The following is a 25,077-nucleotide window of genomic DNA, read 5'->3' on the forward strand; positions in this document are numbered from 1 at the left end:
TCTTTTCTTCCTGGCGCACGACACTCCGCCCCCTCCCTCCGCTACCTGCATTCAGGGTCACGAGCTTTTGCCCGGGGAAACCACCTGCAGCCACGGCCACCCAGTCGGTTGACCACATCCCGAGTTCCCCTTCTTAGCGCGCTGGCTGCGATGGCGCTGGCCCTGGGCGCGTGCACCTACTCTGAGCCGGCTCCCGCCCCCGTTTCCTTTGGCAGCGCGCCGCCTCCCACCAGGTCGATCGATAACACCATGCGCGCTTTTGTTGACCAGGGCTCCGTCGCTGTGGTGGCGGAAGTCAGGTGGCCGGGAGGAACCTGGTCCCGGGCCTACGGCGTCCGCAACCTGGAGTCGAGGGAGGCCGCGACGCCGGAGGACCAGGTGTTCGTCGCCAGCATCACCAAGTCCATGACCGCCGTCTCGGTCATGAAGCTGGTAGAGGACGGCCTGATCGGTCTGGACGATCCGGTGAACGGCATCCTGGACAGTTTCACAACGATCCTCAAGCCACCGGGACCCATCACCGTCCGGCAACTCCTGGGCCACACGTCCGGCATGCGGTCCTTCCAGGAGGTCACCGAGAGGACTTCCGACGACGTCCCGCGGGTCATCACGGAAGACATCACTACCCAACGGGCCCTGGAACTGACAGCCCAGCTGCCCTGGGATGTCCGGGACGTTGGTTTCTTCCGGTACTCCGATTCCGGCTACATGGCGCTTGGCCAGCTGGTGGAGAAACTGCGGGGGCAGCCGTTTCCCGAGGTGCTGCGGGCGGACATCATTGATCCGTTGGAACTGGAGGGCACGTTCGTTGATCCGGCCACAGCCGCCAGCCCCTCCGTCATACGGGGCTACATCACCTACCGCGGCGAACGCCTCGACATCACCGAAGCCCCCGGCGTTCTCGGGTCGCCCGCCTACGGAGTAATCTCCACCATGTCCGATATCAACGACTTCTACGCAGCCCTGTTCCGCGGAGACCTGGTGTCCCCTGGCTCATTGCAGGAGATGACCAAGACCAAGGCCATCCCGCTGTACGGCCTCGGGCTCTGGAAATGGAACCAGGACTGCGACGACAAACACCGATTCGGCGGCACGGGCGGATTCTGGACCTACCGCACCGCCTCGGTTGCCAGCACTGACGGACAGTACCAGGCCACCATGACCCTGGTCCCGCCCCCGATGCCCACACCCCTTGAGGATCCGGAGACGGGTGACAAGCTCAACCTGTGGGACGACCAGATGGTCTCCGCCCTGCAGGAGACCTTGGACCGGCTCTGCCCCTAGGCAACGCATCCCCAGCCCGGAAGGGGCTTCCCGGGATCCAGTGGTCCCTACCACCAGCGCCTTAGCGCCCAACCGTCGGAACTGCCGTCCCCGTCATAACTGTCCCTACCGCAGCGCAGGCACCGTTTGTAGAGGTCCCCGTCGTCGGTATGTTCAACATGCCATTTATGGTGGATGTTGAATCTGCACAGCATTGCAGCGAGCACGTTCGTCTCCCGCAAGAGTCAGTAGTAGTAGCCCTTGTCAGGATGTGCAGGATGGTCGCCGTTGGACAGCCGCCCGGACCAGCGCTCTTGGTGCGCATCTGCCTTTCCGCAGTGACTGCACTGGCGCCGGAACTCCCCGTCCCTGTTCATGCTGGCGACCCAGTGATGGCCGATATTCCATTTGCAAAGCAGTCTTCTGATCATGGAATCTCTTCATTCCGCTCATCCGCCGGCGGCCGCTCAGCCCGACAACCAACATCGCTATAAAGCCAATCATGGCCCTCTTACAGGCCTGTGAGAAGAGGCAAGGCATAGCGGATGCTCAGGTCGCGGAACGGTTCTGGCTGCAAGCTCGGCCCTGATTTATGGCCACCTAGGGGCGCCCATGCCGAAAACCGCGTATATATGCTGTGGGCATGACGGCACCGCAGATTTATATCAGTTTTCCCGGCACCGCGCGCGAAGCACTCACCTTCTACCGTGACATCTTCGGCGGAGAGCTATCTCTGCACACCAGGGAGGACTTCGGTAACAGCGACGGCCCGCCGGATCACATCGCTCACGGAATCCTCAGCGGCACCGTTGCTCTGGCCGGATCGGATGCGCCAGTCGGCGGGAAGACGATCCGGTTTGAAGGCCTCATGCTCTCGTTGCTCGGGACCGCCGAGCCGGAAACCCTCCATGAGTGGTTCGACAAACTTGCGGTCGGCGGGCGCGTGGTGGATCGCCTCGAGCCCAAGCCCTGGGGCGCATCCGACGGCCAAGTGATTGACCGGCACGGGCTCCACTGGCTTATCGGCTACGAACCCGGCCAGTGAGCGACGCACTGCTACTCGAACAGTTGGCCAACGAGCGCCAACATGTGCTCCGGGCAGTCAACGGGCTGCCCGAGCATGCAATGCACCGGGTGATAGTGCCCTCGGGCTGGACGATCGTGCGGCTCCTGAACCACCTCGCGTTCGACGACGAAATGTTCTGGATTTCAGCCGTTCTGGGTGGCGATGAGCAGGCGATCGGAGCGCTGCGCGATGGCTGGGCATCGGATCCGATGACGGGCGCGGAGGCAATCGAGGCCTACCGGCGTGAAATCGGTCGGAGCGACAAGGTAGTCGCCGGCATCGATCTCGACGCCCCTCCCCGCTGCAACCCGCCTGCCAGCGTCTTGGATGCACCACGACGGGAGCGGCCAGTCCAGAGGGGCTTGACCCTATTCAGGATCAGAGCCGTCCTGACGCTTGGCTCCCAACAAATCGCGGCTCGCGCTTCTCCTGGAACGCCCGGAAGCCCTCGGCATAATCCTCGGTCTTGCAGAGCCGCGCCTGCTCGCTGTTTTCCTCCTGCATGGCCTCCCACAGGCCCAGGCGCTGGTCCCGGATGTGCGCCACCAGCTCCTTGCTGGCCACGAACGCGCCGGTGGCGCCGGATGCCACCCGGGCCACGATTTCCCGGGTGCTGTCCAGCAGCGTGTCCGCAGGCATCGCCCGGCTGAACATTCCCTGGGCAACCGCCTCAGCGCCGGAGATCAGGTCCGCGGTGTAGATCAGGTCCAGCGTCCGGTGCATGCCCAGCCGCTCGGTGAAGTACCAGTGCCCGCCTGAATCCAGCGTGGCGCCCAGCTTGGCGAACGGCGAGCCGAACTTCGCGTTCTCCGCCACGTACACCACGTCTGTGGCCAGTACCAGCCCGAGCCCCACGCCCAGGCACGCACCCTGCACCGCTGCGAACGTCGGCGCCGGGAAGGCCGCCATCTTCTTCAGCAGCGGCTCCACCAGCCCGCCCAGGTACGCGGCGGCGTCGTCGCTCTCCGGCGTGACTTTCTGGATGTCGCGGCCCGCGCAGAAGGCGCGCCCCTCCCCCCGTAGCAGCAGCGCCCGCACCTCACCGCGCTCGGCGGCGGCAGCAGCGTCGTCGTACGCCTGGCGCAACTCGTTGAGCGCATGCTCGTCCAGCGAGTTCAGCTTCTGCGGTGCGTCCAGCACAACTTCGGCCACGCCGTTGCTGATGGAAAGGGAGATCATCTGTTTCTCGATTCTGCTCGGAGGAGGTTTCGACAGGCTCAACCACCGGGTCCTGGTTTCGACAGGCTCAACCACCGGCCGTTACACGTCGAAGTCGACGGTGACTTCCTTGCTGGTGGGGTGGCTCTGGCAAGTCAGGACGTACCCCTTGTCCAGCTCATCCTGCTCCAGCGCGTAGTTTTCGTCCATGGTCACGCTGCCGGTGACCACCTTGGCCCGGCACGTGCCGCACACTCCCCCGGCGCATGCGAACGGCACATCCGGCCGGACCCGCAGCGCGGCGTTGAGTATCGACTCGCGGGCGTGGGTGGGGCTGGCCACCTCGCCCTGCAGGCCGTCCAGCTTGAACGTGATCTTGTACGTCTCCTTGGACTCGTCCACCAGCACGGGCCGGCCGGCGTGCCCCTCCGGGCGGTCCGGCTTGCCGGACGTGAACAGTTCGAACCGGACGTTCTCCGGCTTCACGCCGCGCTCGGCCAGGGTGTCCCGGCACAGCTGCACCAGCTCGAACGGCCCGCACAGGAACCACTCGTCCACATCGTCCGCGTGGATGGCGGTGCCCAGCAGCTGCTGCAGCTTCTCGGCGTCGATCCTGCCGCTCAGCAGCGGCGCGATCCGCTGCTCGCGGGACAGCACGTGGTGGATGGCCAGCCGCTGCGGGTACTTGTCCTTCAGGTCGGCCAGCTCCTCCAGGAACATCACGTCCATGGCGGCCTTGTTGGCGTAGATCAGGTCGAACCGGGTGTCCGGGTTGGCGGCCAGCAGCGTCCGGGCGATCGCGATCACGGGGGTGATCCCGGAGCCGGCGGCGATGGCCACGAACGTGCCCGGCTCGCCCGCCAGGTCCTCCGGGTGGTTCATGGAGTTCATGACGTTCTGCTCCACGGCCACACCGTCCCGGCCGTGCTTGGACACGAACGCGCCCATCGGGCTCATCACGTCCAGGGTGTCCCCGGCCTTCAGCTCGGCGTTGGCCCACGTGGAGAACAGCCCGCCCAGGTCCTTCTTAATGGCCACCCGGATCTCGCTGGTGCCGTCCTCGAAGCTGCGCGGCTCGGCGCAGATGGAGTAGCTGCGGCGGATTTCCTTCGGTTCGCCGGTCTCGTCCGGCAGCGTGGTGCGCAGCGCCACGTACTGGCCGGGCAGGTAGTCGAACTGGCCGGCGAGCTCCGCCGGCACGTGGAAGGAGACCTCGATGGCGTCCTCGGTCAGCCGGCGCACCTCCTTCACCGCGAGGGTGTGGAAGGACGGACGACGGCGGCCGGTGGCCTGCGCCTCTTCGGCGGCGGTCTGGCGGACAACAGGCATGGGGCTTCCTTACAGGACTTTGAAGTAGTCGAACGGTTCCTTGCAGTCGTTGCAGACGTACAGCGCCTTGCAGGACGTGGAACCAAAGCGGGTGAGTTCCCGGGTGTTCAGGCTGGAGCACTGCGGGCACTTGACGGCCATCTTCAGCTTGATGGGGCCGTGGTGGGCCTTGCCGGTTGGGGGCGCGATGCCGTACTCCCGGAGCTTGGCCTTGCCGGCCTCGGTCATCCAGTCCGTGGTCCAGGCCGGGGCCAGGACCAGGTCAACCTCGACGTCGGTGTACCCCTCCTTGGCGAACGCCGCCTTGAGGTCGTCGCGGATGGCGTCCATGGCCGGGCAGCCCGAGTACGTGGGGGTGATGGTGACCCGCACCTTCGGCGCGGTGCCCGCGGAGGAGGTGCCGGCGTCGTACGTTTCCACCTGCACGTCCCGCAGGATGCCCAGGTCCTCGATGGTGAGCACCGGGATCTCCGGATCCACCACGGTGGCGGCGATTTCCCACGCCTTCTGCCGCGGGGTCCGGGTCCGGGTTTCGAAGTCCGAGATGTACATGGCCGCAGTCACCAGCTGGCTCCGGGATGTTCGCGGGCCAGCACCTGCATCTCCGCAAGGATGTAGCCCAGGTGCTCCGAGTGCTTGCCGTGCCGGCCGCCGCCGGGGGCCGCCGGGACGTCCGGCACCTCCAGTTCGGCCTCGCGAAGGACCTCGCCGGTCAGCCGGTCGAAGTCCTCCCGCAGGCTGGACGGCGCGACGGCGGCGCCCGCCTCCGCGAGCCGCCGCGTCAGGTCGTCGTCCTGGAACAGTTCGTTGACGTACGGCCACATCAGGCGCAGGCCGTGGATCATCCTCTTCCGCGACTCTTCCGTGCCGCCGGCCAGGCGGAGGATCCACTGGGCGCTGTGGTCCCGGTGGTAGTCCACTTCCTTCACGGCCTTGGCGGCGATGGCGGCCAGCGTCTCGTCGGTTGACTCCGTCAGGCGGCGGTACAGCTCGAACTGGTAGTAGCTCACCACGAACTGGCGCGCGATGGTGGCCGCGAAGTCGCCGTTGGGCTGCTCGAACAGCTGGACTGAGCGGAACTCGTGTTCGCGGCGGAAGTAGGCCAGGTCATCCTCCGACTTTGTGCTGCCGTCCTCGTTGGTCAGCCCGCCGCCGGCGTAGCTGAGGAAGCTGCGGGCGTGGCCCAGCTGGTCCAGGGCGATGTTGCCCAGGGCCACGTCCTCCTCCAACTCGGGGGCCCTTGAGATCCAGTGGCCGAGGCGCTGGGCGAGGATGAGGGCGTCGTCACCGAGCCGCAGGGCGTACTCGGCGATGTCCTCGCTGGGCTTGGCCAGGCCGGTCCTGACTTCCAGGGCGATGTCCTCCGGGCGGAGGGCGTTGCCGGGGGTGATTCTTGTTGCGCTGGCGTTGCTGTCGCCGCCTGCGACGCCGGTGGAGATGTCGCCGTGGCCCGTTGTTTCCGTTGCTTCGGTGTTGGTTCCGGGCGTGCTCACAGGTGCTTCACCCCTTCGCTCTTGGTGTAGTACGTGGCGTGCCGGTAGTCCTTGCCCTGCGGGCTTTCGAAGAAGGCGCCCTTGGAGTCGGGGTCGCTGGAGGCGATGGCTTCAGCCGGAACCACCCAGATGGAGACGCCCTCGTTGCGGCGGGTGTAGAGGTCGCGTGCATTCCGGAGGGCCATGGCGGCGTCCGGTGCATGCAGGGATCCGGCGTGGACGTGGCTCAGGCCGCGGCTGGACCGGACGAAGACCTCCCAGAGGCCCCAGGCGGAGCGGTCGTGGGTTTCGACAGGCTCAACTACCGGTTCGTTGGTTGAGCTTGTCGAAACCTTCGGGGCTTCGCGCTTGATCTCTGCGGCCGAGCTGGCCGGCTCTTCCGGGTTGCCGTGGGGGCTCATGCTGCGTATTCCTTCTGCTTTGCTGACTGTTTTGCTGCGTAAGCCGCCGCTGCTTCCCTAACCCAGGCGCCCTCGTCGTGCGCTGCCCTCCGGCGCTCCAGGCGCTGGGCGTTGCAGGGGCCGCGGCCGGCCAGGACCTCGTGGAACTCGTCCCAGTCAAGGGGGCCGTGCTCCCACTTCTTGGTGTCCTCGTTGAAGCGGATCTGGTCATCGGGGAGGGTGAGGCCCAGGACCCTGACCTGCTCCACCATCATGCCGACGAAGCGGCTGCGGAGCTCGTCGTTGCTGAAGCGCTTGATGTTCCAGGCCATGGACTGCTTGGAGTTGGGGGAATCGTCGTCCGGCGGGCCGAACATCATCAGGGCCGGGGCGTACCAGCGGTTCACGGCGTCCTGGGCCATCTGCTTCTGCTCGGGCGTTCCGTTGGAGAGCTCAAGCAGGATCTCGAAGCCCTGGCGCTGGTGGAAGGACTCCTCCTTGCAAATCCGGACCATGGCGCGGCCGTAGGTCCGTACGAGGCGCGGCATAGCGGGACCTGGTTGCAGATGGCTGCGCCGTCCACCAGCCAGCCGATGGCGCCCATGTCCGCCCAGGTGAGCGCCGGGTAATTGAAGATGCTGGAGTAGCGGGCCTTGCCGGCGATGAGGGCGTCCATCATCTCGTCCCTTGTTTGGCCAAGGGTTTCCGCGGCGCTGTAGAGGTAGAGCCCGTGGCCGGCCTCGTCCTGGACCTTGGCCATGAGGATGGCCTTGCGCTTGAGGCTGGGAGCGCGGGAGATCCAGTTGGCCTCGGGCTGCATGCCGATGATCTCGGAGTGCGCGTGCTGGCTGATCTGGCGCAGGAGGGTCTTGCGGTAGGCCGCCGGCATCCAGTCCTTGGGCTCGATGCGTGAGTCCTCGGCCATGACGCGGTCGAAGTGGGCCTGGGCCTCCGCTTCTGCCGCTTCGCTGGTTCCGGCTGTTGGCTCAGCGGGCACTGACTGCAGGTTCTGCGCTGCCATGGTTGCTCCTATGCAATGACCTTCTGGGACGTGCGGAATTATTTACCGACCGTTCGTTCAGGATATGCAATTGCCCGTGGCACCGTCAAGCGCTGCCCCTCCATTGCCCTCTCCCCCCTGCGGCTTTCCCGGCGACGGCCTCTCACCTCCTGCGGCCATCCTGGCAACGCCCGCTCACCTATCACGGCCCGTCTTCCGACCCCCGATCCCCTATGGCGGCCACTCCCTCGACGCGCAAATCCACTTTCGACGCGCATCTGCCAATTCGCACGCCAAATTCCAGTCGCGCCAGGGCACATGCGAGTCTTGGCGGCAGGTGCGCGTCGTCAACGTCTCACCGCCTGGCGACGCAACCCGTTCCCGTGGTGGGCCTGGGCGGGATGGCGAGCGCCGCCGTCGTACGTTCCGACCTCCCGGCTCCCCCTCACCTTCGACGCGCAACTTCAGTTTCGACGCGCACCTGCGGAATCTGTCAACCTGTTTGAGACAGTTTCTCTAGTCTGTCGGCGCGTTGCTGTGGGTTGTTGATCCAGCTTTCGGTGTGGATGGTGTGTGCTCGTGATCGCTGGCGGTGCCGTTGCGGGTGGGCTGCCCAGGCGGCGTCCAGAACTGCTTGTCGCTGCTGTCGGAGTGCCAGCCAGCTCCCGTTATGCACTGATTCGGGGGTGTAGTAGCCGATACCGGAGTGACGGTGCTCTGTGTTGTAGCTGTTGATGAAGCCAGTGGTCCAGTCCCGGGCGTGCTCAATATCGTTGAAATGCCGTGGGTAGTCGAGGACGTACTTCATCGTCTTGAACTGTGCTTCCGAGAACGGATTGTCGTTCGAGACCCGGGGCCTGGAATGCGACTGGGTGATGCCGAGTTTGGCCAGGAACCGGTTCATGTCGATGCTTGTCATGGCCGAGCCCCGGTCAGCGTGCAGGACCTCTGGTTTGGTTTGTTCCCGGGCGAGTGCGTCAGTGATCATGTCGATGGCTTCGAACGTTCTTTCGTTGGGCTCGAGTCTCCATCCCACGACGTAACGGCTGAACACGTCCAGGATGACGTACAGGCGGAAGTTCCGCCCGCGGTCCACTGAGCGGAGCACAGTGATGTCCCATGACCACACCTGGTTCGGGCGGGACGCGCACAGTTCCGGGATTACCGATGGCTTGTGGGTGGCCAGGGCTCGGCGGTCACCGTTGAGCTTCCCCGCCCTTGCCACGCGGTGCCAGGAGGATTCCGAGGCAATGTAAACCCCCTTGTCCAGAGCCCGGTAGAACACCTGGGACACGCTCAGATCGGCGTATTCCTCATCGATCAGGAACGCCTCGATCCGAGCCCGTTCCTGCTCTGTGAGGGCAGCCGGCTGAGGGCGTTCCTTCTGCGGAACCGGGGCCTTCCTCGCTCGTGGCGGGGCGCCCCGGCGGTACCGTGTCGCCCGGGAGATCCCCATCAGCCGGCACGCGGCCATGACGGTCATTCCGTCGGAGACGAGCCCTTCGACTGCTCTTTCTCGGATAGCGTCTGCAGCGGGACCGGCTCCGCGCTCTCGGCAAGTTTCTCCAAGAGCGCGTGCACTTTTCCCGCGGACTCCAGGGCGGCTTTGAGGACTTCCTGGTCAGCCTGCGCCTTCGCCAACTCCCGCCGAAGCCGCACGATCTCGGCGCTTTGGCGCTTCGGGGTCATCGCACCAGTCCGTGAGGACTTCTTGCCAGTGGGCGTCGCAGCAAACTCGTCATGATCCCGAGCATATGCCCAGTTCCCGATTGCATTCGCTGAGACCCCATACTCCCGCAAGACCGCACCCTTCTGACCACGCGGGGCGGCTTCGTAAATCTCAAGAATCGCCAGCTTCTGCTCGAGAGTGCGGAACGGGACCTTTCCCGTTGATCTCGTCATCCCAACCTACCTACCTATCGTCAAGACAATTTGTCTCACAACAGGCTGACAGAGAGGGCCTGCCAATTCGCACGCCAAATTCCAGTCGCGCCAGGGCACTTGCGCGTCATGGCGGCAGGTGCGCGTCGTCAGCGAAGACCGGGACTGCCTGCGGATGAACCCGGGCTCAACGTCCGGCGAAGAACTGAGCCGCCAGCTTTTTCGGTGCCCGTGCTGCCCAGGCCTCGACGATAATCTCGGCCAGTTCGTCGCGCGCGATCTCGCCCAGCCGTGACTCCTGCACGAGGACAGCGTTGTAGCCGTCGAAATGCGGAACGGTGAAGAAGGGCACGGACGGGTCCTCCACCAGGGCTGCCTTCGCGGCGTCATCCGGGACCACAATGACCAGCAGGTCTTGATAGAGCTCGCCGGTCTCCGGGTCCACGGCCGTTTTATGCGGCGCCCGGTACATGACAAAACCGCGCCCTTTCGGCCCGCGGGGAACCTTGTACGTTGGGCGGTTACCCCAGGACGTCCCGAGTTCAACCTCCGGCAGGCCGCTGCAAATGGCGTCAATATCACCTGGTACGGCCATGCGATCCATGGCGACAACGTAGCCCCGCTTGTGATGAGGGGCAATACCGGCAGGTACGGCTGGCGGGCGCGTGCCGCCGTCGTACGTTTTCGACGCGCATCTCCACTTTCGACGCGCATCTGCCAATTCGCAGACCATATTCCGGGGGCGGTAGGTCACCTGCGGGTCGCGGCGGCAGTTGCGCGTCGCCAGCAGTTCTCCACATAGCGGCACCAACCCCTCCCACGAGCGGTCCAAGGGTGGCACCTTCGGAATATGCCAGACCTTCCGCCGCTTTTCCTGTCCCGCGACCGCATGCTGCGCGGCCTGAGCTCCAACGAGATCGCCAGGCGGGTGAAGTCCGGCGGCCTCGTCCGGGTCCGGCATGGCGTCTACGTGGACGGGGCGGCGTGGCGGGCCATGAAGCCGTGGCAGCAGTACCGGCTGCGGGTCCAGGCCGCCGGGGAAACGTTCGAGAAGCCCACGATTTTCGCGCGGCACTCCGCCGCGAGCATCTGGGACGTGCCCACCATCGGGGACCATCCGGTGGAGGCGCTCACTTTGAAGAACGACGGCGGCCGGTCGCGTGCCGGAGTCAGCCGCCACTATGCCGCGCGGACGGGCCTGATTGTGGTGACGCGGGAGGGCCTTCTGGTCACCGACCGCATCCGCACCGTCCTGGATCTGGCAGCCTTCACGCCGTTTACCCACGCCGTGGCGCCGGTGGACCATGTACTCCGGCCGGACAGAGCGCGCGGGCTGCCGGCCCTGACCAAGGCTGAACTGGAGGCTGGGATTGGATCGAACTACTCCGCTGCCGCCATCCGGAGAATCCTGGCAGTGATCGGGTTTGCCGATCCGGCCTCGGGCTCGGCCGGGGAGTCGTTAAGCCGGGCCCTCATCCACACCGCCGGGTTCGAGGCCCCTGTCCTCCAGCAGCAGTTCTCCGATGCCTCAGGTCTGCTGGGTTACACCGATTTCTACTGGAAGAGGTCCAGGGTGGTGGGCGAGTTTGATGGAGAGGAAAAGTACGTCAAACCCGAGTTCCTCAAGGGCCGGACGCCGTCGCAGGCCGTGGTGGAGGAGAAGAACCGGGAGAACCGGATCCGGGCCCTGGGCAACAATGTGGTGCGGTGGGACTGGGCGGACCTCATGGAACCAGGGAAGCTGGAACGCAAGCTGGCGGCGGCCGGCGTGCCCCGCCGTCGTGCGCGGTCCGCGGTTCTTGACACGCAAACGCGCCTGTGACGCGCAGAATCCCCAGCGCCCCGCATATTCGCGCATCGACAATGAACCTCCGCAGCGGCCAGTGATAGCCGCAGCGCAGGTTTCGACGCCGGGTGGGGCGGAAGCCGAGCATGCGGCGGGAAGAAGGGTTCAGTCGCCGTTTCCCTTCCCGGGGTTGCTCGGCTTACCGTCTTTTGCCTTGACGACGTGGGAGGAGCCGGCGTTGTTATCCGCGTCCGTCGCGGGCTGCTCCTCCTGCTGGTCGGCACTGTTGTCGTCAGCGTATTCGGCGGCGGGAGCCTGTGGCTCGATGATGACCGGCGATGGTTCTGCGATGGGGACAGCGTCCGGACTGTTGAGAGATGAGGAATCGGCGCCGGCGGGAACCGCTTCAGCCGTTGATCCGCCAGTGGCGGCGGCGATGGTATCAAGGTCGAGCCGGACCATGCGGATGGCGGTGGTTATGCCCTTGTATTGCGCGAACGTCAGGCCACCGGCGGCTGCTTCGTCAGCCACATCCCGCTCAAGCCGGTCCAGGTGACGAAGGGCGGCCTCCAGGTCATTGGTGAGCACTGCCTGGGCCAACTGGCTGAGGGCCTCCCGGGATACCGCGGACGGCTCGAGGGCGGCTTCAAGCTGGTCCAGGTGAAAGTCCACCGGATTGTTGTGCACCGGCTGTATTGGGGCCGCCGGTTCTGTCTGTTCAAGAGGCTGGCTTGAACCGGCACCGCCGAACGTGGCGGTGGTGGCTACCCCGAGGATAACCGCTGCAGCACACGCCCCTGCGGCTACCCGGGCACGCCTGCCCAGTATTCCCCGCCGCGGACGGACAGCTTTCGGCGGGTGCGAGGGCAGGTCCGGCTGTGGACCGGGAACAGGCGGAAGCACCTGCATAGCGCCGGCAGGGGCCGCGACCGCTTCAGGCTGGCTCGGCCTCACGGCCAACTGCCGCAGGACAGCTGCAGCTTCTGCCGCAGTGGGCCGGTCCGCGGGAGTCCTCGCCGTCATGGCAGCCAGCAGGGCCTTCCACTCGGGACCGATATCGTCGGGAATGACGGCGTCCCTGTTGAGGCGTGCCACGCCTGACTCGATTTGGCTTCCCAGTAAACTCAACGTGCCGGGTAAAGCATTCCAGAAGCACCAGTCCCAGCGAGTAGACGTCGCTGGCTCCGCCCACGCTCTCCCCGAGGGCCTGTTCCGGACTCAGGTAGGCGGCAGTGCCCACCGTGCGGCCCGTCCCGGTCAGATGCTCTTCCTCCATCACCCGGGCGATGCCAAAGTCAGCTAGTTTGGCCCGCCATGGGGAATCCGGCTCGCTGGGCCGCTGCTTGTAAAGAAGCACGTTACCCGGCTTAATGTCCCGGTGGATCACGCCGCGGCCGTGTACATAGTCCAGTGCAGAGGCAAGATCCGAGCCGATGCTGGCGATGCTGGCTGCTCCATAGGCTCCTCGCGGAGGAACTGGCGTAGGTCCGGGCCGGACACGTACTCCATCACCACAAAGCTGCGTTCCATCGCCGCATCGGTGCCGGCATCAAACAGCGTCACCAAACCGGGGTGAATCAGGGAGGCAAGAATCCGGATCTCAGCCTCCTGCCGGGCAAGCAGTTCGGGCTCACCGGCCTCCTTGACGAAGATCTTGACCGCCACTTCCCTGCCCAGGAACTCGTCGAACGACCGGTACACGCCCGCAGCTGCCCCGCGGCCGACCAACTCCTGGAGCCGGTAACGGCCCCCGAGCAGCTGGCCCGTTGTGCTTTGCTCCGGCATGGCTCATATTCCCTTCAGATCACAAGGCTTGACGCTCAACGCCATCCGGGTAGTTGGGATGCGGCAAGGCCCGGCCTGCAGCGCATTGCATTGATGAAACAGTAAGGTTACTTAGCATTACATCAGACAGCCGCTGCAAGCACTACCGCCGGGCAAGGGCTCTGACCGCCTGGACACTAACGACGGAACCGCCCGCGGAAGTCGGCGTGCCCCGCCGTCGTCCGCGGTCCGCGATTTTCGACAGGCAACCACGCCTGTGACGCACAAAATCCCCCACGCACCGGATATTTGCGCGTCGAGGATGAATGTGCGCAGCGGCCAGCGATAAGCGCAGCGCAGACCGGTGGGGCCACCGGGGATCGCAGCCGCCGACCTGCCGGGCTACCTGCCCGCGAGGCGTGCGTATTCCCCGGCAGTGAGCGCGAGGATGGAGCCATGGCTGGCGCCCGGGGGCATGGCCGCCGGCACCGGGGTCCAGGTGTCCGATGCGGGCGAATCGCTGGTGAAGGCGGTGTAGCGGCGGTGGCCGAATTCGTCGATGAACAGGAACCATGAATCGGGTCCCGGTCCGCGGACGATGATGGGACCCTCGCCGTGCACGAGTTCGTTCTTGCCGATCCCGGTGGCGACCACGGAGTAGTCCGTGCTGTCCAAGGTGTCCGAACGCTCGGCGGTGATGAACTTGGCGTCCGGGGATGAGGAATCGGCGGAGAGTTCGTCCTTGCTGAAGCGGTAAAAGTACCCATCTGCCTGGACGACGGTGGAGTCGATGACCGACCAGCCACGGTCGATCCAGACGCGTGCAGGGGTGAAGCTTCTGAAGTCGGTGGTGTTGGCGCAGAGCATCCGGTGGTACGAGCCTCCGTCGCCGGAAGCCGGGTCAAGCGTGGAGGCCCAGTAGACCAGGTACGTCCCGCTTGCGGCGTCGTAGGCAGCTTCCGGCGCCCAGGCGTTTCCCGCGTCCGGCGGGGCGACTTCCACGAGCCGGGGGTCGGTCCAGGACACCAGGTCTTCGCTTTCCCAGACCACAATGGAACGGCTTCCTGCCCGGATGCAGTCCTCCCAGGCGGTGGCCGGGTTCCTCCTGGCGATGCAGAGGTCCGTGGCCAGGAGGTAGTACCGGGCAGTCTCACCGGGCAGCCCGGCCGCGCGGAGCAGGAACGGGTCCCTGACGCCCTGCTCCCCCACCGTGGAATGCAGGACCGGCCTGCCGCCGTTGAGGACCTGCCATTCCAGTGGCTGGGGGCCCGCGCTCAACGCGAAACGCACCTGTTCGCCGTCGGACTCGGCCGCTGAGGTGAAGTAGGCGAAGAGGTAGCCGGCCGGGTCTTCGGTCATCCCTTGACGCTTCCGCTGACGAGCCCGCTGACGATGTGCCGCTGCATGAAGATAAAGAACACCACCATCGGGATCAGGACGATGACGGTCAGGGTCATGAAGGACGGCCAATCGGTGGTGAACTGCCCCACCGCCGAGTAGACCTGCAGGACCAGTGTTTGTTTCTCTTCCGAGCTGATGAACACGTTCGGCGTGATGAAGTCGTTCCAGACCCACATGGTCTGGAATACCCCGACGGTGACCAGGATGGGCCGGATAAGGGGCAGGACGATCATCCAGTAGATGCGGAAGGGCCCGGCACCGTCGATCCTGGCAGCCTCCAGGACCTCTGCCGGGATGGTCCGCATGTAGCCGAGGATCAGGTAGTAGCAGAAGATGGAGCCGCAGCTGTAGATCACGATCAGCCCTTCGAGGGAATCCACCAGTCGTACGCCGACGAGCATCCGGTACAGCGGGACGAGGGTGGCCTGGCCGGGGATGATGAACGCGGCGATGAGGACTGCCCCGATGATCTGGGAGGTCCGGCTGCGTCCGGTGATCTGGCCGAACGCGGCGAGCGATCCGATGGCGAGCATCAGGAAGATCGAGATGGCCGTGACGTACACCGTGTTCATCAGGCTTTGGAGGATCTGGGTGCCTTCGAAGACCTTGATGTAGTTGTCCAGGACCCAGGTTGTGGGGAGCGCCAGCGGGCTGTTGGTGGTCTCCTGCTGGGTCTTGAACGTGTTGACGACGATGTAATAGAAGGGGACGCTCATGAGGCCGGCAAGCGCGATCATGAGCACGGACGTCAGGGCGTGCCGGGTCTTGGTCATGAGTATTTCCTTTGCAGTGCGTTCGAGAGGGCCATTTGGCCCAGCACGACGAGGCCGACGACGATCAGGAAGAGGACGGCGAGGGCTGAAGCGGCCCCGACGCGGGACTGGGCGATGCCGTCCTCGATCAGTGACTGGGTGAGGGTCCTGGTGGAGAAGCCCGGGCCGCCGCGGGTGAGGGTGAACGGCAGGTCGAAGACTTTCAGTCCGTTGGTCATCAGCAGCAGCTGGCTGACGGCCATGGCCGGGATCAGCAGGGGAAGCGTGATGTAGCGGAAGCTCTGCCAGCTGCTGGCGCCGTCGATCTTGGACACTTCGTAGTAGTCGGCGGGGATGGCCTGCAGGTATGCCAGATACAGCACCGCGTGCCAGCCCGTGAGCGCCCAGATAGTGACAGCCACGGTGGAGAGCTGGGCAAGCGTGCTGTCCGAGAGCCACGGGATAGGACCGAGTCCGGTGAGCGAGCGGATGATGCTGTTCAGGACGCCGGAGCCGAGCGGGTTGAGGATGAAGCCCCATACCAGGCCCAGGATGGCGACGCTGGGAACAGCGGGGAAGAAGAACGCCGAGCGGACGAGGTTGCGGCCGAAGAACTTCCGGTTCAGGGTCAGTGCCAGCGGGATGGCCGTCACCGTGACCAGGATGGTGGTGGAGACCGCGTAGAAGATGGTGTAGCCGAGCGCCGAGAGCATCGACGGGTCCTTGAAGAGCTCGGCATAGTTGTCGAAGCCAACGAACGCGGGGTTGCTGACGTAGCCGTCGAAGTCGGTGAAGCTGTAGTACAGCGACTGGGACATCGGAATCACGTAGAGCACCACGAAGACCACTGCGATGGGGGCCATGAAGACCCACGAGGTGACGGAGAGCCGGTGCGGCCGTTTCCGCGTAAGCGTCCTGTTGCTGCTCGTTTGCGGCTGCAGTGGCTGCAGGTCGGGGGTTGTGGAGAGTGCCAAGGTAAAGCTGCCTTTCTGGGGAAGAGGGGCCGACGGCGGTGCTGCCGCCGCCGGCCCTTCGGAGTGCTACTTGCCTTGGAGCGACGCCAGCTTCGCGTCGAGTGCCGATGCGACCTTTTCAGGAGTGGTCTGGCCCTGGATGAGCTGCTGGAGCAGGGAGACGGTCTCGCTGTTCAGGGCTGCCGAGTTCGTGGGCCAGGTGACCTGGGGAAGGTAGAACTTGCCATCGCGCACTGCCGGCACCATCGAGGACAGGGCAGGATCGAGTTCGGGCGTGAAATCCTTTGTGGTGGTGATTGCTGCGTTCTGCTTCTGGTAGAGCTCGACGCCGGTCTTGCTCTGCAGGAACTCCACCAGCTTTTCGGCCGCCTCCGGGTTCTTGGCCTTGGCGTTGACCGCGTATCCGGGTGAGACGGCACCCGCCCAGTACGTGCCGGAATCACCTGGGACCGGCATGAACTCCAGCTTCATGTCCGGCGCGGCCTTCTGGATGCTGCCCAGCGCCCACGAGCCGGTGCCGATCATCGCCACGGAGCCCCGCTGGAACTCGGAGGTGATCTGGTCCCCGGTCAGGCCGGCCACGGACGGCGAGACGAGATCCTGCTTGAACAACTCGGACCAGTCCTTCAGCGGCTCGGTCCAGGTTTTGGCGAAGGAGGTCTTCCCGGCCCAGATATCGGCATCCATCGTGCCTCCGCTGGCTTCGTTCTGGAGCCCGACGAGGGCCGCCAGGCTCACCGGCATGCCGTCGCCGCTCTCGTAGAACGGGGTGATGCCTGCATCCTTGAGCTTCTTGCACAGCGCCAGGAAGTCGTCCCAGGTCTCCGGCGGATTCGTGAACCCGACCTTGGCCAGAAGGTCCTTGTTGTAGAGGATGCCGCCGCCCCACGAGGCGGTTGCCGCGCCGTACACCTTTCCATCCTTGGTGTAGGTGGCCTTGGCGGCATCAGCAATGTTGCCGATCCAGGGCTCGCCGCTGAGGTCCTTGGCGAACCCGCCTTCCATGATTTCCGTCTTGTTCTCGGCGGTGATGATGAAAACATCGGCCGCGGTTCCGCTGTTGATGCGGGTCTGGAGGGTGGAGATATATCCCTGGACCGGGGTGCCGTAGGAGACTTTGAGGTCGATCGAGGGGTTCTGTTTCTTGAACTCGTCCAGGACCGGCTTCATGCTTGCCTCGTTGTCCCAGGAGTAGAAGCTGACCGTGTTTTCGGATCCGGACCCCCCGGAGGAACCGCACCCCGTCAGTGCGGCCGCGGCTGCGACCACGGCGCCGAGGACTGTCAGGCGCAGGGAGGTCTTCCGACGGCGCTGCGGGCTGTTTGTGTGGTTAAGCATTGCAGGTGCCTTTCTAGTGCTATTTTGATGCGTTTTCGGATTGAGTGCGATAGCCGGCCAGATCCCTCACGATGGGTTTACGGGAGGGAATGACCTTTTGGAGCAGGCCGTCGTCGGTGTGGACCAACGGATCGATTGCCAGTTCCCGGCGGTAGCCGGTCCCGCCGGGGATGGCAAAGCGGTGGTAGGCGATGAGCCATTCGTCGGTGTGCGGGATCCTGACGATGGAGTGGTGCCCGGTTGCCCGGATACCCCGTTGGGGATCCTTTTCCAGGAGCACCCCCCGGTCGGTCCATGGTCCGAACGGGCTTGTGGAGGTGGCATAGCGCACCCGGTAGTCCTCGTCGCGGGTGTCGTTTTCCGACCAGGAGAGGTAGTAGACATCCCCCCGCCGGTGGAGGTTGACCGCCTCGCGAAAACCGGTGGGAATCCAGGACACCACGCCGGAAGGGTTGAAGGAGACCATGTCCTCGTTCAGCGGCACCGTGTGGGCCACACTGTTGCCCCAGCAAAGGTAGGCGGCGCCGTCGTCGTCGATAAAAAAGTTCGGATCGATGGCCCGGCCGGGGAAATCCCCCTCAGCGACCAGCGGCTTTCCCAGGTCCGTGAACGGCCCGGTCGGGGACGAAGCCACGGCCACGCCGATGTTCTCCCGCTCCGCGGTGTAGTAGAGGTAGTAGCGCCCGTCCCGTTCCGCGACGGCGGGCGCCCACGCATGTGCCTCCGCCCAGCGCGTGTGTTCAGGCAACGAGAAAACGACCCCATGATCGGTCCACTCGATCAGGTCCGGGGACGAAAACGCCCGGAAGGACGTGGCCCCCCATTCATTACTGCCGTCGGTGGTGGGGTACAGGAAGTACCTGTCGCCGAAAACGCAGAGGTGCGGATCCGCGTAATAGCCCTCAATGAGGGCCGGGACGGCAGGGTCCCCGTTGAAGTGGTCCAAAAGATTCTCCTTAGAATATTTATCGATACAAGACTTATGGATCGATACAAGGCTTTGGCGTACGCTGAGCTGAAGACAGACCGGATTGCTATGGGAAGAAGGAAGACGATGGCAACCATCCAGGACGTGGCCAAGCAGCCGGGGTTTCGCCGATGACCGTTTCGAATGTCCTCAACGACCACCCCCACGTGAAGAGCAGCACCCGCGCCAAGGTGGTCAAGGCGATGGAAGAGCTGGACTACCGCGTCAACCATGCCGCCCGGAACCTGCGCTCCGGCCGGACCTTCACCATCGGGCTCGCAGTCGCTGAATTCGACCGCCCCTACTGGGGGCAGTTCGCGGCCCGCGTCATTGAGGAAGCCGCCGCGCACAACCTCCGCGTCCTGGTCGAGCAGACCGGCCGCAGCAAGGAAAACGAAATCAGCGCCCTGGCACTGTCCCGCAACCGGATGTACGACGGACTGATCCTGAGCACCGTGGGCCTGAGCGCCAGCGATGCCAACATGCTGCGGGTTGACTACCCTATCGTGATCCTCGGCGAACGCATTTTCTCCGGTCCCGTGGACCACGTTGCGATGGCCAACGTGGAGGGGGCGGAGGCAGCCACCGCGCATCTGATTGAGCGCGGCTGCCGCAGGATCGCCGCCGTTATGGGCCCGATGGGAGCCGACCCGGATGCGTCCTCGCTCCGGTTCGCCGGCTACCAGCAGGCCTTGGCAGCCGCAGGAATTGACACCGACCCCGCGCTGCACATCACCATCAATGAATGGACACTGAAGGGCGGGCATGAAGCCGTTAGCCGCCTCGTCGGTTCCGGCGTCCAGTTCGACGGCCTGTTCTGCGCTACGGACACCGTGGCCCTTGGCGCTCTCCGCGCCCTCCACGAGGCCAAGCTCCGCGTTCCGGAGGACGTCAAAGTCATTGGCTTCGACAACCTCACGGAGGGCCAGTACAGCACCCCCACCCTTTCCACCGTTAACCCGGACAGCGCCGAAATGGCCCGGATGGCGGTGAAGCTGCTGGTGCAGCGGATTTCCGGCGGCTCGGCCAAGCGGGAGCCGACGGAGTTCGTGAGCTCCGTCCGCATTGTTGAACGGGAATCCACCGCCGCCCTGTGATGCACGGGCGTACGGGAACGAGTCCCGGTACATGCCCTGAAGCTGCTGCATCTTTCACCTCCGTCCGCACTGACGTTACGTTTACTGAAAAACTTGTATCGATACATATCTTGCGTGATCCACGCCACTGCTGTCAAGGGCGGTACGGCGCATCTTCCGATGACCTGCCGACACGCAAATGCGCCCTCGACCCGCATATTCCCTGACGCGGCCATATCTGGGGTGCGAAGGGAAATCTGCGAGTCGGAAATGAAGGAACGCGTCGCCAGCGCTCGCTCCGGACAGCCTCCCCTTCGACGCACGCTCAGTTATGGCCGTTCTCCCGCCCCCGCTCACTGGAGGTACGCAGCAAAGGCGAGGGCCGACGTCGCACCTTCCGATGACCTGCCGACACGCAAATGCGCCCTCGACCCGCACATTCCCTGACGCGGCCATATATGGGGTGCGAAGGGGAATCCGCGAGTCGGAAATGAAGGAACGCGTCGCCAGCGCCGGGGGGAGGCGGCGGCGGCCTACTCGCCTAGCTTGACGTTGTTGGTGGCTGGAGGCGCCGAACGCGAGGGTAAGTCCCGGGCCGTGGCCGATCCCGTCGGGGTGGAAGTGCCGGTTGGCGTTGCGCTTCCGGTGGCCGTTGACGTTGCTGTTGAAGTTGTTGTGGCCGTGGCCGTTGGACCGGGTGTAGGTGCGACGGTTCTCTTGGCGGGCGCGGCCGTGCTTGTTGCCGGTTCGAGCGGGACCGTAATCCGTTTGGTCGAGGCACCGGTGTCGCCGGGCTTGGAAACCGCAACATTGAGCGTGGCCGCCTTCGCCCCTGCAGCCAGCCACTCGCCGCGCACAATGCATTTCTGACCCGGCTTTACACCCGCCATGCAGGTATCCTCAATGATCCTGAACAGCGTCTTGTTCAATCCCACGTCCGGGACGATCTCCCCGCCGGTGTCATTCACGATCTCGAAGGACTCAACGGCGCCGACACCCGCACCCGCGCGGCCTGCGTCGGGTTCGACAATCCACTGGTTTTCCCCGATATTGACCCGGTTGGTCACCGCCACGGCGGAAGAGCCACCGTTGGGGCTGCCATTTCCCGACGGCCCGCCACAGGCACACAGGACCGCCATGGCCGCACCTGCCAGACCTCGGATCGCACCGTGCCGCATCCGCCTATCCTTCCCCTGGTTCAAATTCCACCCGGTATTCCGGGCTTTCCTCAAGAACGATGGCCACACCCCGGCCGCGCGACCAGTCGGCGGGCAACAGGAAGTACTTGTCGGAACTGAGCGTTACGAACTTGAGGCCCGTGTACTTGAAGCCGTACTTGGCTCCGGGGGCGGTGACCTTCTCCTCGCGCACCGAACTTCCGAGGGCCAGCGAGTGCAGGCTGTAGACCGTCACCGAGGGGCGCTTGTGCAGGTCCCGCGCATAGTCCCGGGACCTGCCGGTTCCCAGGGCACCGGCATACGAGGAACAGGCCCAGAACAACGCGAGCACCACCAGCAGGACCACCGACACGTAGCCGAGCTTCTCCCACATAGGCAGCCGCCTGCCCCGCTGGCCGGCGAATGCAACCCGCCGCAGCACCCAGAAGGCGTACGCACTGACGGCGATGCCACCGCCCAGCGCGGCCGGTTCGAAGAGGAACGGGACGGCGAAGGGAAGCTCTTCGAACATGGTCCAGACCCCGAGGGCCGTGACGGAGATTCCGGCCAGGAGCACAGTGCCCGCACCGATTTGAACGAAGCCAAGGCCGGCGCCGCGCCGGATGATGCTCGCCGTCAGGGCGTGGATGGCAACGCAGACGATGGTGATGAGCAGGATGAAGATGGCGGGAACGATCAGGGCATCGGCGCTTCGAAGCAGGTAGTCGACGGTGGAGTACTCAAGGACGCTCTGGTCGATTCCGAAGTAGGCCGTGCGGGTGGACGTCATGGTCCAGCCGAACCAGAAGGCGAGCGCGGTGGCAATGGTGGTCAGCGGCGCGATAATTGCGAACCACTGCAGGACCGAATGGCTCAGATCGGCGCCGCTGGTGCCGGCGGTACGCCGCGCCGGAGCGGAACGGATCCGGCGCGACGCCGGCACACGGAAGCCGCGGCTGAAGCCGGACCGCAGTTCAGCCCTGCGCACTTTGCCCGGATCCACTGGCTGCCTCCTCAGCCCGCCAGCCGGTTTCCGTGTGATTTCCCGGCCGGCATCACTATCAAAAGCTCCTTCCCATCTGGTCACAGCACGCGTTACTCCGGCGTTACCGGTGGCCCGCGTGAGGAGCCACATTTTCGGCGCGTATATTCCCTGACGCGTCCATATACCGTGCGCACCACGAAATCTGCGAGTCGCAAATGTGCACTGCCGGCCAGTTCGTCTCGTCCGATTTCGTCCCGCCGCGGCTCCTGTGCCAGGACGGCGTTGGAGGGCTGACTGAGGGTGGCGCGGGACGCCGTCGAACGTTCTTCCTTTGGAACCGACGCGCAAATCCGCTTTCGACTCGCATCTTCCCCTTCGCACCCCATTTTTGGGGTGCGTCAGGGCACATCTGGGTCGTGTAGGAATATGCGCGTCGAGGGGGCTACGCCTGCGCAGCTGACGTACCGGACCCGACGCGTAAACCCGAAGCAGTAGCGGTCCGGCGATCCCGCGATCGCGCCCTGCTTCCGGCGCACGGCGCAGCGGGCTAGCCTGAGTCATGGCCAGCGGAGGGCCCAGCCAGGCAGTGCAGCTGCAGGCGGGGCTTCAGACTGAACTGCGCGCGCTGCCCGGGCTGCTGAAGGCCATGGGCATGCTGGCCATGACGCATGAGGAAGTGCACCAGGCCACCGAACACCTCCTGGCCGAGAACCCCGTACTGGAGCGGGCGGACGGGCATCCCTGCCCCGGGTGCGGCCGGCACGTCGCGTCCGGGTCCTGCTCCCGCTGCCGGGGACATAGCACCACATTGCGGTTCGACGACGGTGTGGAGCAAGGCGTGGACCCCTTCGGCACCCTGCAGTCCGCTGCGCGGCTGGAGGTCCGGGCGGATTGCCGGGACGCCTTGGACCTGGTGCTGGCGCACCTGACCCGGCGCGGAATTCTCGACGCCGGCCCTGCCGAGATTGCCGGCCTGCACGGACTGGAGCCGGGCCAGGTCGGGGAGGCGCTCCGGGCCATCCGCGCCGCGGGTCCACCCGGGATCGCGGCTGCCAGCGTCACCGAACTCCTGGACGCACAGGCCGCCGCCCTGGCCGGCCAGGGGCAGGCGCCCCACTGGCTCCCCCGCCTGGTCCGTGAGCACCTGGGCGACCTGGCCGCGGGAAGCACCGCCGCCGTCGCACGCGCCATGGGACTGACGGAAGCGCAGGTCCTGGCCGGGCTGGCATTGGTCCGGGAGCGGCTGCGGCCGTTCGCCGCTGCAGACACAGAGCCGGAGGCCGCAGCGGTTCCGCCGGCGGACGTCTTTCTGTATCGCCAGCCGGACGGCACGCTGGAGGTAGAGGTGCCGGCGAGCGCCTGGTTCGGCCTCACCGTGGTGGACCTGTCCGCGGGCCTGCCTGCGTCCGCCCAGGCGAAGCAATGGCTGGCGGAGCACGAACTCGCCGCCCAGCGGCACCTCTACCAGATCGACCGGCGCGCCAGCGCCCTGCTGCGCATCACCGAGTGCGCGGTGGCCCACCAGAAAGCCTTCCTGGACCACGGCGCCGGGCACCACCAGCCGCTGACGCGCACCGCCGTGGCGCAGGAAATCGGGCTGCATCCTTCCACCGTCAGCAGGGCCGTCAGCGGCAAACGGCTGCGCATGCCCACCGGCGCCGTCACGGACCTGTCCTGCCTCTTCGGCAAGGCTACGGCTGCGCGGGCCGCGCTGCAGGATTTGCTGACGACGGCGGCGCCCGGCTTGTCTTCCGACGAGCACCTGCGCGAGGCGCTGGCTGGAAACGGCTTCGCGGTTGCCCGGCGGACCGTGAACAAGTACCGCCGGTCGCTGCAGCCGGGCAACTGAACAGATCGCCCGCACGGCCGGGAGCAGCGAAGCGCAGTTCGCCGCCGCGAAATCTTATTCGGTTCCGGCTTCGCCGAACCCCCAGTTCCCGCTCCCGGACGCCCCGGAACACGTTGGCACGAATTGTGCAGTAGGAGGGTATGCGGTGTTCCGCGAGGGTGCCGCGCCAGGCACCCGCAAGACTCCGGGAAGGACAAACTCATGCACGACATCGATAGGGCACTGTTCGAGGGGCAGGACGAGGGCACCTGGGGCGAGGTGATGGATGAAGAGTCCGGCTACGCCTTCGAAGAGGAACAATCCCCGTTCCAGGGCGAGGACTCCTACGAGGCCGGCGGGCTCTGGGGCGAGGCTGACAGCCAGGAGACTGAAGAACTCGCCCTCGCCGCCGAGCTGCTGGCCGTCACCGACGAAGGCGAGCTGGACCAGTTCCTGGGGAGCCTGGCCAAGCGGGCTTTCTCCGCGGCAAAGGACTTCGCCGGATCAGCGGCCGGCAAAGCCGTGGGCAACATCCTGAAGTCCGCAGCCCGGAAGGCCCTGCCGCAGCTCGGCCAGGCTGTGGGCAACTACATCGTCCCGGGAGCGGGCGGCCAGGCCGGCCAGCAGGTGGGCAAATGGCTGGGCAGCAAGTTCGAGTCCGGACTCCAGCTTGAGGGCCTCTCGCCGGAGGACCGCGACCTGGAAACCGCCCGGGCATTCGTCCGGTTCGCCACCTCCACTGCCCAGCGGGCGGCCGCCATGCCGCGGAGCATTCCCGCTCCCCTGGCGGCACAGAAAGCAGCCACCGCCGCAGCCCGGCAGCATCTGCCCGGCCTTCTCAAAAACTCCGGTGCATCCGGCCCCGGGGGTGCCAACAGCGGCCGCTGGATCCGCCGGGGCCGCAACATCGTGATCCTCAACGCCCGCTAACCCGCGAAAAACCAAGCAAAGGACAGTGACATGAGCACCAACTACTACGAAACCGAGTCCCCCTTCCCCTGGGCGCAGGAGGAAGAAGAAGGAGAGTTCAGCGGCTATGAAGGCGAGCAGGACAATGAGGAGAACCTCGAGTCCGAGCTCGCCATGGAGCTGCTGAGCATCAGCTCGGAGGAGGAACTGGACCAGTTCCTGGGCAAGCTCGCCCGGAGCGTGGTGCGGAACGCCTCAAAATTCGTCAAGTCACCGATCGGCAGGGCCCTTGGCGGGGCGCTGAAATCGGTGGCCAAGAAGGCGCTGCCGATCGTGGGAGGTGCCATCGGCTCCTTCGTGGCGCCCGGCGTCGGGACTGCCATCGGAAGCAAGCTCGGCTCACTGGCCGGCGGCCTGCTGGAGGTTGAAGAGGCCGAGTCCATGGACGAGGCGGAAGCCGAGGAAGAGGCCGCCCGGCGGTATATCCGGTTTGCCCGGGCGTCCTACCGCAACGCCGCCCGCACCCCCGTGTCCGTCCCGCCGGGAGCCGCGGCCCGCGCCGCGGCCACC

General features: G+C 65.5%; 24 protein-coding genes and 4 pseudogenes. 9 read left to right on the plus strand and 19 right to left on the minus strand.

What is annotated here, in order from left to right; translation table 11 throughout:
• Window positions 1-150 precede the first annotated feature (150 nt).
• The 3 genes and pseudogenes from G205_RS01735 to G205_RS22395 form a co-directional block, all read left to right on the plus strand.
• Window positions 151-1,284: a serine hydrolase domain-containing protein gene (locus tag G205_RS01735; protein ID WP_009356452.1), complete on the plus strand. Its 1,134-nt coding sequence runs from the start codon at window positions 151-153 to the stop codon at window positions 1,282-1,284.
• A gap of 622 nt (window positions 1,285-1,906) precedes the next feature.
• Window positions 1,907-2,308 (plus strand): VOC family protein, encoded by a 402-nt coding sequence (locus G205_RS01740; RefSeq protein WP_035751722.1) that lies wholly within the window; start codon window positions 1,907-1,909, stop codon window positions 2,306-2,308.
• Window positions 2,305-2,622: pseudogene (locus G205_RS22395) on the plus strand (mycothiol transferase); the annotation flags it as partial. The gene G205_RS01740 and the pseudogene G205_RS22395, both read left to right, overlap by 4 nt.
• 85 nt (window positions 2,623-2,707) lie before the next feature.
• Here the strand turns inward: G205_RS22395 and G205_RS01745 are convergent.
• From G205_RS01745 to G205_RS01785, 9 genes and pseudogenes are all read right to left on the minus strand, one after another.
• Window positions 2,708-3,508, minus strand: coding sequence for an enoyl-CoA hydratase/isomerase family protein (locus tag G205_RS01745; RefSeq protein ID WP_009356454.1), 801 nt, complete (start codon window positions 3,506-3,508; stop codon window positions 2,708-2,710).
• Between the two features lie 81 nt (window positions 3,509-3,589).
• A complete protein-coding gene (gene paaE, locus G205_RS01750; RefSeq protein WP_009356455.1) occupies window positions 3,590-4,816 on the minus strand; it encodes a 1,2-phenylacetyl-CoA epoxidase subunit PaaE in 1,227 nt (408 codons plus the stop codon).
• Between the two features lie 9 nt (window positions 4,817-4,825).
• The gene (gene paaD / locus G205_RS01755; protein WP_085939463.1) at window positions 4,826-5,368 is read right to left on the minus strand and encodes a 1,2-phenylacetyl-CoA epoxidase subunit PaaD; all 543 of its coding nucleotides are present in this window, start codon (window positions 5,366-5,368) and stop codon (window positions 4,826-4,828) included.
• 8 nt (window positions 5,369-5,376) lie between these two features.
• Window positions 5,377-6,309 (minus strand): 1,2-phenylacetyl-CoA epoxidase subunit PaaC, encoded by a 933-nt coding sequence (paaC, locus tag G205_RS01760; RefSeq protein ID WP_009356457.1) that lies wholly within the window; start codon window positions 6,307-6,309, stop codon window positions 5,377-5,379.
• Window positions 6,306-6,710 carry a 1,2-phenylacetyl-CoA epoxidase subunit PaaB gene (gene paaB, locus G205_RS01765; protein ID WP_009356458.1) on the minus strand — a complete coding sequence of 135 codons (405 nt, stop codon included), beginning with the start codon at window positions 6,708-6,710 and terminating at the stop codon, window positions 6,306-6,308. Before paaB ends, paaC begins: the two co-directional genes overlap by 4 nt.
• A pseudogene (gene paaA, locus G205_RS01770) lies at window positions 6,707-7,710 on the minus strand (1,2-phenylacetyl-CoA epoxidase subunit PaaA). Before paaA ends, paaB begins: the two are co-directional and overlap by 4 nt.
• A gap of 472 nt (window positions 7,711-8,182) precedes the next feature.
• Complete coding sequence (locus G205_RS01775; protein WP_009356459.1) at window positions 8,183-9,163, minus strand: IS3 family transposase; 981 nt, start codon at window positions 9,161-9,163, stop codon at window positions 8,183-8,185.
• A 5-nt stretch (window positions 9,164-9,168) separates the two neighbouring features.
• Entirely contained in the window at window positions 9,169-9,591 is a 423-nt protein-coding gene (locus tag G205_RS01780; protein WP_009356460.1) for a hypothetical protein, read from the minus strand.
• A gap of 166 nt (window positions 9,592-9,757) precedes the next feature.
• Window positions 9,758-10,165: an MmcQ/YjbR family DNA-binding protein gene (locus G205_RS01785; RefSeq protein ID WP_009356461.1), complete on the minus strand. Its 408-nt coding sequence runs from the start codon at window positions 10,163-10,165 to the stop codon at window positions 9,758-9,760.
• 255 nt (window positions 10,166-10,420) lie between these two features.
• Here G205_RS01785 and G205_RS01790 point away from each other — a divergent pair, with 255 nt between their 5' ends.
• Window positions 10,421-11,392, plus strand: a complete 972-nt coding sequence (locus tag G205_RS01790; protein ID WP_009356462.1) for a type IV toxin-antitoxin system AbiEi family antitoxin domain-containing protein — start codon at window positions 10,421-10,423, stop codon at window positions 11,390-11,392.
• A 129-nt stretch (window positions 11,393-11,521) separates the two neighbouring features.
• On the opposite strand, the gene G205_RS22400 is transcribed toward G205_RS01790, so the two are convergent.
• From G205_RS22400 to G205_RS01820, 8 genes and pseudogenes are all read right to left on the minus strand, one after another.
• Window positions 11,522-12,451, minus strand: a complete 930-nt coding sequence (locus G205_RS22400) for a serine/threonine-protein kinase (RefSeq protein ID WP_052013990.1) — start codon at window positions 12,449-12,451, stop codon at window positions 11,522-11,524.
• Between the two features lie 73 nt (window positions 12,452-12,524).
• A pseudogene (locus G205_RS23905) lies at window positions 12,525-12,800 on the minus strand (protein kinase domain-containing protein); the annotation flags it as partial.
• Complete coding sequence (locus G205_RS21520; protein WP_052013992.1) at window positions 12,740-13,141, minus strand: protein kinase domain-containing protein; 402 nt, start codon at window positions 13,139-13,141, stop codon at window positions 12,740-12,742. The pseudogene G205_RS23905 and the gene G205_RS21520, both read right to left, overlap by 61 nt.
• Window positions 13,142-13,522: 381 nt before the next feature.
• Window positions 13,523-14,479, minus strand: coding sequence for a glycoside hydrolase family 43 protein (locus tag G205_RS01800; protein ID WP_009356463.1), 957 nt, complete (start codon window positions 14,477-14,479; stop codon window positions 13,523-13,525).
• Window positions 14,476-15,294 (minus strand): carbohydrate ABC transporter permease, encoded by an 819-nt coding sequence (locus tag G205_RS01805; RefSeq protein ID WP_009356464.1) that lies wholly within the window; start codon window positions 15,292-15,294, stop codon window positions 14,476-14,478. The genes G205_RS01800 and G205_RS01805 overlap by 4 nt, the downstream gene beginning before the upstream one ends.
• Entirely contained in the window at window positions 15,291-16,247 is a 957-nt protein-coding gene (locus G205_RS01810) for a carbohydrate ABC transporter permease (protein WP_009356465.1), read from the minus strand. Before G205_RS01810 ends, G205_RS01805 begins: the two co-directional genes overlap by 4 nt.
• Before the next feature lie 66 nt (window positions 16,248-16,313).
• Window positions 16,314-17,585 carry an ABC transporter substrate-binding protein gene (locus G205_RS01815; RefSeq protein ID WP_009356466.1) on the minus strand — a complete coding sequence of 424 codons (1,272 nt, stop codon included), beginning with the start codon at window positions 17,583-17,585 and terminating at the stop codon, window positions 16,314-16,316.
• Between the two features lie 19 nt (window positions 17,586-17,604).
• Window positions 17,605-18,531: a family 43 glycosylhydrolase gene (locus G205_RS01820; protein WP_009356467.1), complete on the minus strand. Its 927-nt coding sequence runs from the start codon at window positions 18,529-18,531 to the stop codon at window positions 17,605-17,607.
• A 146-nt stretch (window positions 18,532-18,677) separates the two neighbouring features.
• Here G205_RS01820 and G205_RS23365 point away from each other — a divergent pair.
• Window positions 18,678-18,770 (plus strand): annotated as a pseudogene (locus G205_RS23365) (LacI family DNA-binding transcriptional regulator); the annotation flags it as partial.
• Window positions 18,756-19,649: a LacI family DNA-binding transcriptional regulator gene (locus G205_RS01825; protein ID WP_268743651.1), complete on the plus strand. Its 894-nt coding sequence runs from the start codon at window positions 18,756-18,758 to the stop codon at window positions 19,647-19,649. The pseudogene G205_RS23365 and the gene G205_RS01825, both read left to right, overlap by 15 nt.
• A gap of 512 nt (window positions 19,650-20,161) precedes the next feature.
• Here the strand turns inward: G205_RS01825 and G205_RS01830 are convergent.
• Both G205_RS01830 and G205_RS01835 read right to left on the minus strand, forming a co-directional pair.
• Window positions 20,162-20,806 carry a hypothetical protein gene (locus G205_RS01830; RefSeq protein WP_009356469.1) on the minus strand — a complete coding sequence of 215 codons (645 nt, stop codon included), beginning with the start codon at window positions 20,804-20,806 and terminating at the stop codon, window positions 20,162-20,164.
• Window positions 20,807-20,810: 4 nt separating this feature from the next.
• Entirely contained in the window at window positions 20,811-21,788 is a 978-nt protein-coding gene (locus tag G205_RS01835) for a hypothetical protein (RefSeq protein ID WP_009356470.1), read from the minus strand.
• Window positions 21,789-22,329: 541 nt separating this feature from the next.
• Here G205_RS01835 and G205_RS01840 point away from each other — a divergent pair.
• From G205_RS01840 to G205_RS01850, 3 genes are all read left to right on the plus strand, one after another.
• Window positions 22,330-23,619 carry an RNA polymerase factor sigma-54 gene (locus tag G205_RS01840; protein ID WP_009356471.1) on the plus strand — a complete coding sequence of 430 codons (1,290 nt, stop codon included), beginning with the start codon at window positions 22,330-22,332 and terminating at the stop codon, window positions 23,617-23,619.
• Between the two features lie 201 nt (window positions 23,620-23,820).
• A complete protein-coding gene (locus G205_RS01845) occupies window positions 23,821-24,528 on the plus strand; it encodes a hypothetical protein (RefSeq protein ID WP_009356472.1) in 708 nt (235 codons plus the stop codon).
• Window positions 24,529-24,558: 30 nt separating this feature from the next.
• Window positions 24,559-25,077, plus strand: a 519-nt coding sequence (locus G205_RS01850; RefSeq protein WP_009356473.1) for a hypothetical protein, incomplete at its 3' end; no start/stop codon positions are given.

This window comes from Arthrobacter nitrophenolicus (assembly GCF_000332815.1).
Classification (GTDB): domain Bacteria; phylum Actinomycetota; class Actinomycetes; order Actinomycetales; family Micrococcaceae; genus Arthrobacter; species Arthrobacter nitrophenolicus.

What these genes read in the sequence shown, in the direction of transcription:
- paaE (WP_009356455.1), bottom strand. Translation starts at nt 4,816, where the DNA reads ATGCCTGTTGTCCGCCAGACCGCCGCCGAAGAGGCGCAGGCCACCGGC.
- G205_RS01790 (WP_009356462.1), top strand. Translation starts at nt 10,421, where the DNA reads ATGCCAGACCTTCCGCCGCTTTTCCTGTCCCGCGACCGCATGCTGCGC.
- G205_RS01740 (WP_035751722.1), top strand. Translation starts at nt 1,907, where the DNA reads ATGACGGCACCGCAGATTTATATCAGTTTTCCCGGCACCGCGCGCGAA.
- G205_RS01805 (WP_009356464.1), bottom strand. Translation starts at nt 15,294, where the DNA reads ATGACCAAGACCCGGCACGCCCTGACGTCCGTGCTCATGATCGCGCTT.
- paaB (WP_009356458.1), bottom strand. Translation starts at nt 6,710, where the DNA reads ATGAGCCCCCACGGCAACCCGGAAGAGCCGGCCAGCTCGGCCGCAGAG.
- G205_RS01830 (WP_009356469.1), bottom strand. Translation starts at nt 20,806, where the DNA reads ATGCGGCACGGTGCGATCCGAGGTCTGGCAGGTGCGGCCATGGCGGTC.
- G205_RS01775 (WP_009356459.1), bottom strand. Translation starts at nt 9,163, where the DNA reads ATGGCCGCGTGCCGGCTGATGGGGATCTCCCGGGCGACACGGTACCGC.
- G205_RS01825 (WP_268743651.1), top strand. Translation starts at nt 18,756, where the DNA reads ATGGAAGAGCTGGACTACCGCGTCAACCATGCCGCCCGGAACCTGCGC.
- G205_RS01780 (WP_009356460.1), bottom strand. Translation starts at nt 9,591, where the DNA reads ATGACGAGATCAACGGGAAAGGTCCCGTTCCGCACTCTCGAGCAGAAG.
- G205_RS01845 (WP_009356472.1), top strand. Translation starts at nt 23,821, where the DNA reads ATGCACGACATCGATAGGGCACTGTTCGAGGGGCAGGACGAGGGCACC.
- G205_RS01800 (WP_009356463.1), bottom strand. Translation starts at nt 14,479, where the DNA reads ATGACCGAAGACCCGGCCGGCTACCTCTTCGCCTACTTCACCTCAGCG.
- G205_RS01840 (WP_009356471.1), top strand. Translation starts at nt 22,330, where the DNA reads ATGGCCAGCGGAGGGCCCAGCCAGGCAGTGCAGCTGCAGGCGGGGCTT.
- G205_RS01815 (WP_009356466.1), bottom strand. Translation starts at nt 17,585, where the DNA reads ATGCTTAACCACACAAACAGCCCGCAGCGCCGTCGGAAGACCTCCCTG.
- G205_RS01735 (WP_009356452.1), top strand. Translation starts at nt 151, where the DNA reads ATGGCGCTGGCCCTGGGCGCGTGCACCTACTCTGAGCCGGCTCCCGCC.
- paaD (WP_085939463.1), bottom strand. Translation starts at nt 5,368, where the DNA reads ATGTACATCTCGGACTTCGAAACCCGGACCCGGACCCCGCGGCAGAAG.
- G205_RS01745 (WP_009356454.1), bottom strand. Translation starts at nt 3,508, where the DNA reads ATGATCTCCCTTTCCATCAGCAACGGCGTGGCCGAAGTTGTGCTGGAC.
- G205_RS01785 (WP_009356461.1), bottom strand. Translation starts at nt 10,165, where the DNA reads ATGGCCGTACCAGGTGATATTGACGCCATTTGCAGCGGCCTGCCGGAG.
- G205_RS21520 (WP_052013992.1), bottom strand. Translation starts at nt 13,141, where the DNA reads ATGCCGGAGCAAAGCACAACGGGCCAGCTGCTCGGGGGCCGTTACCGG.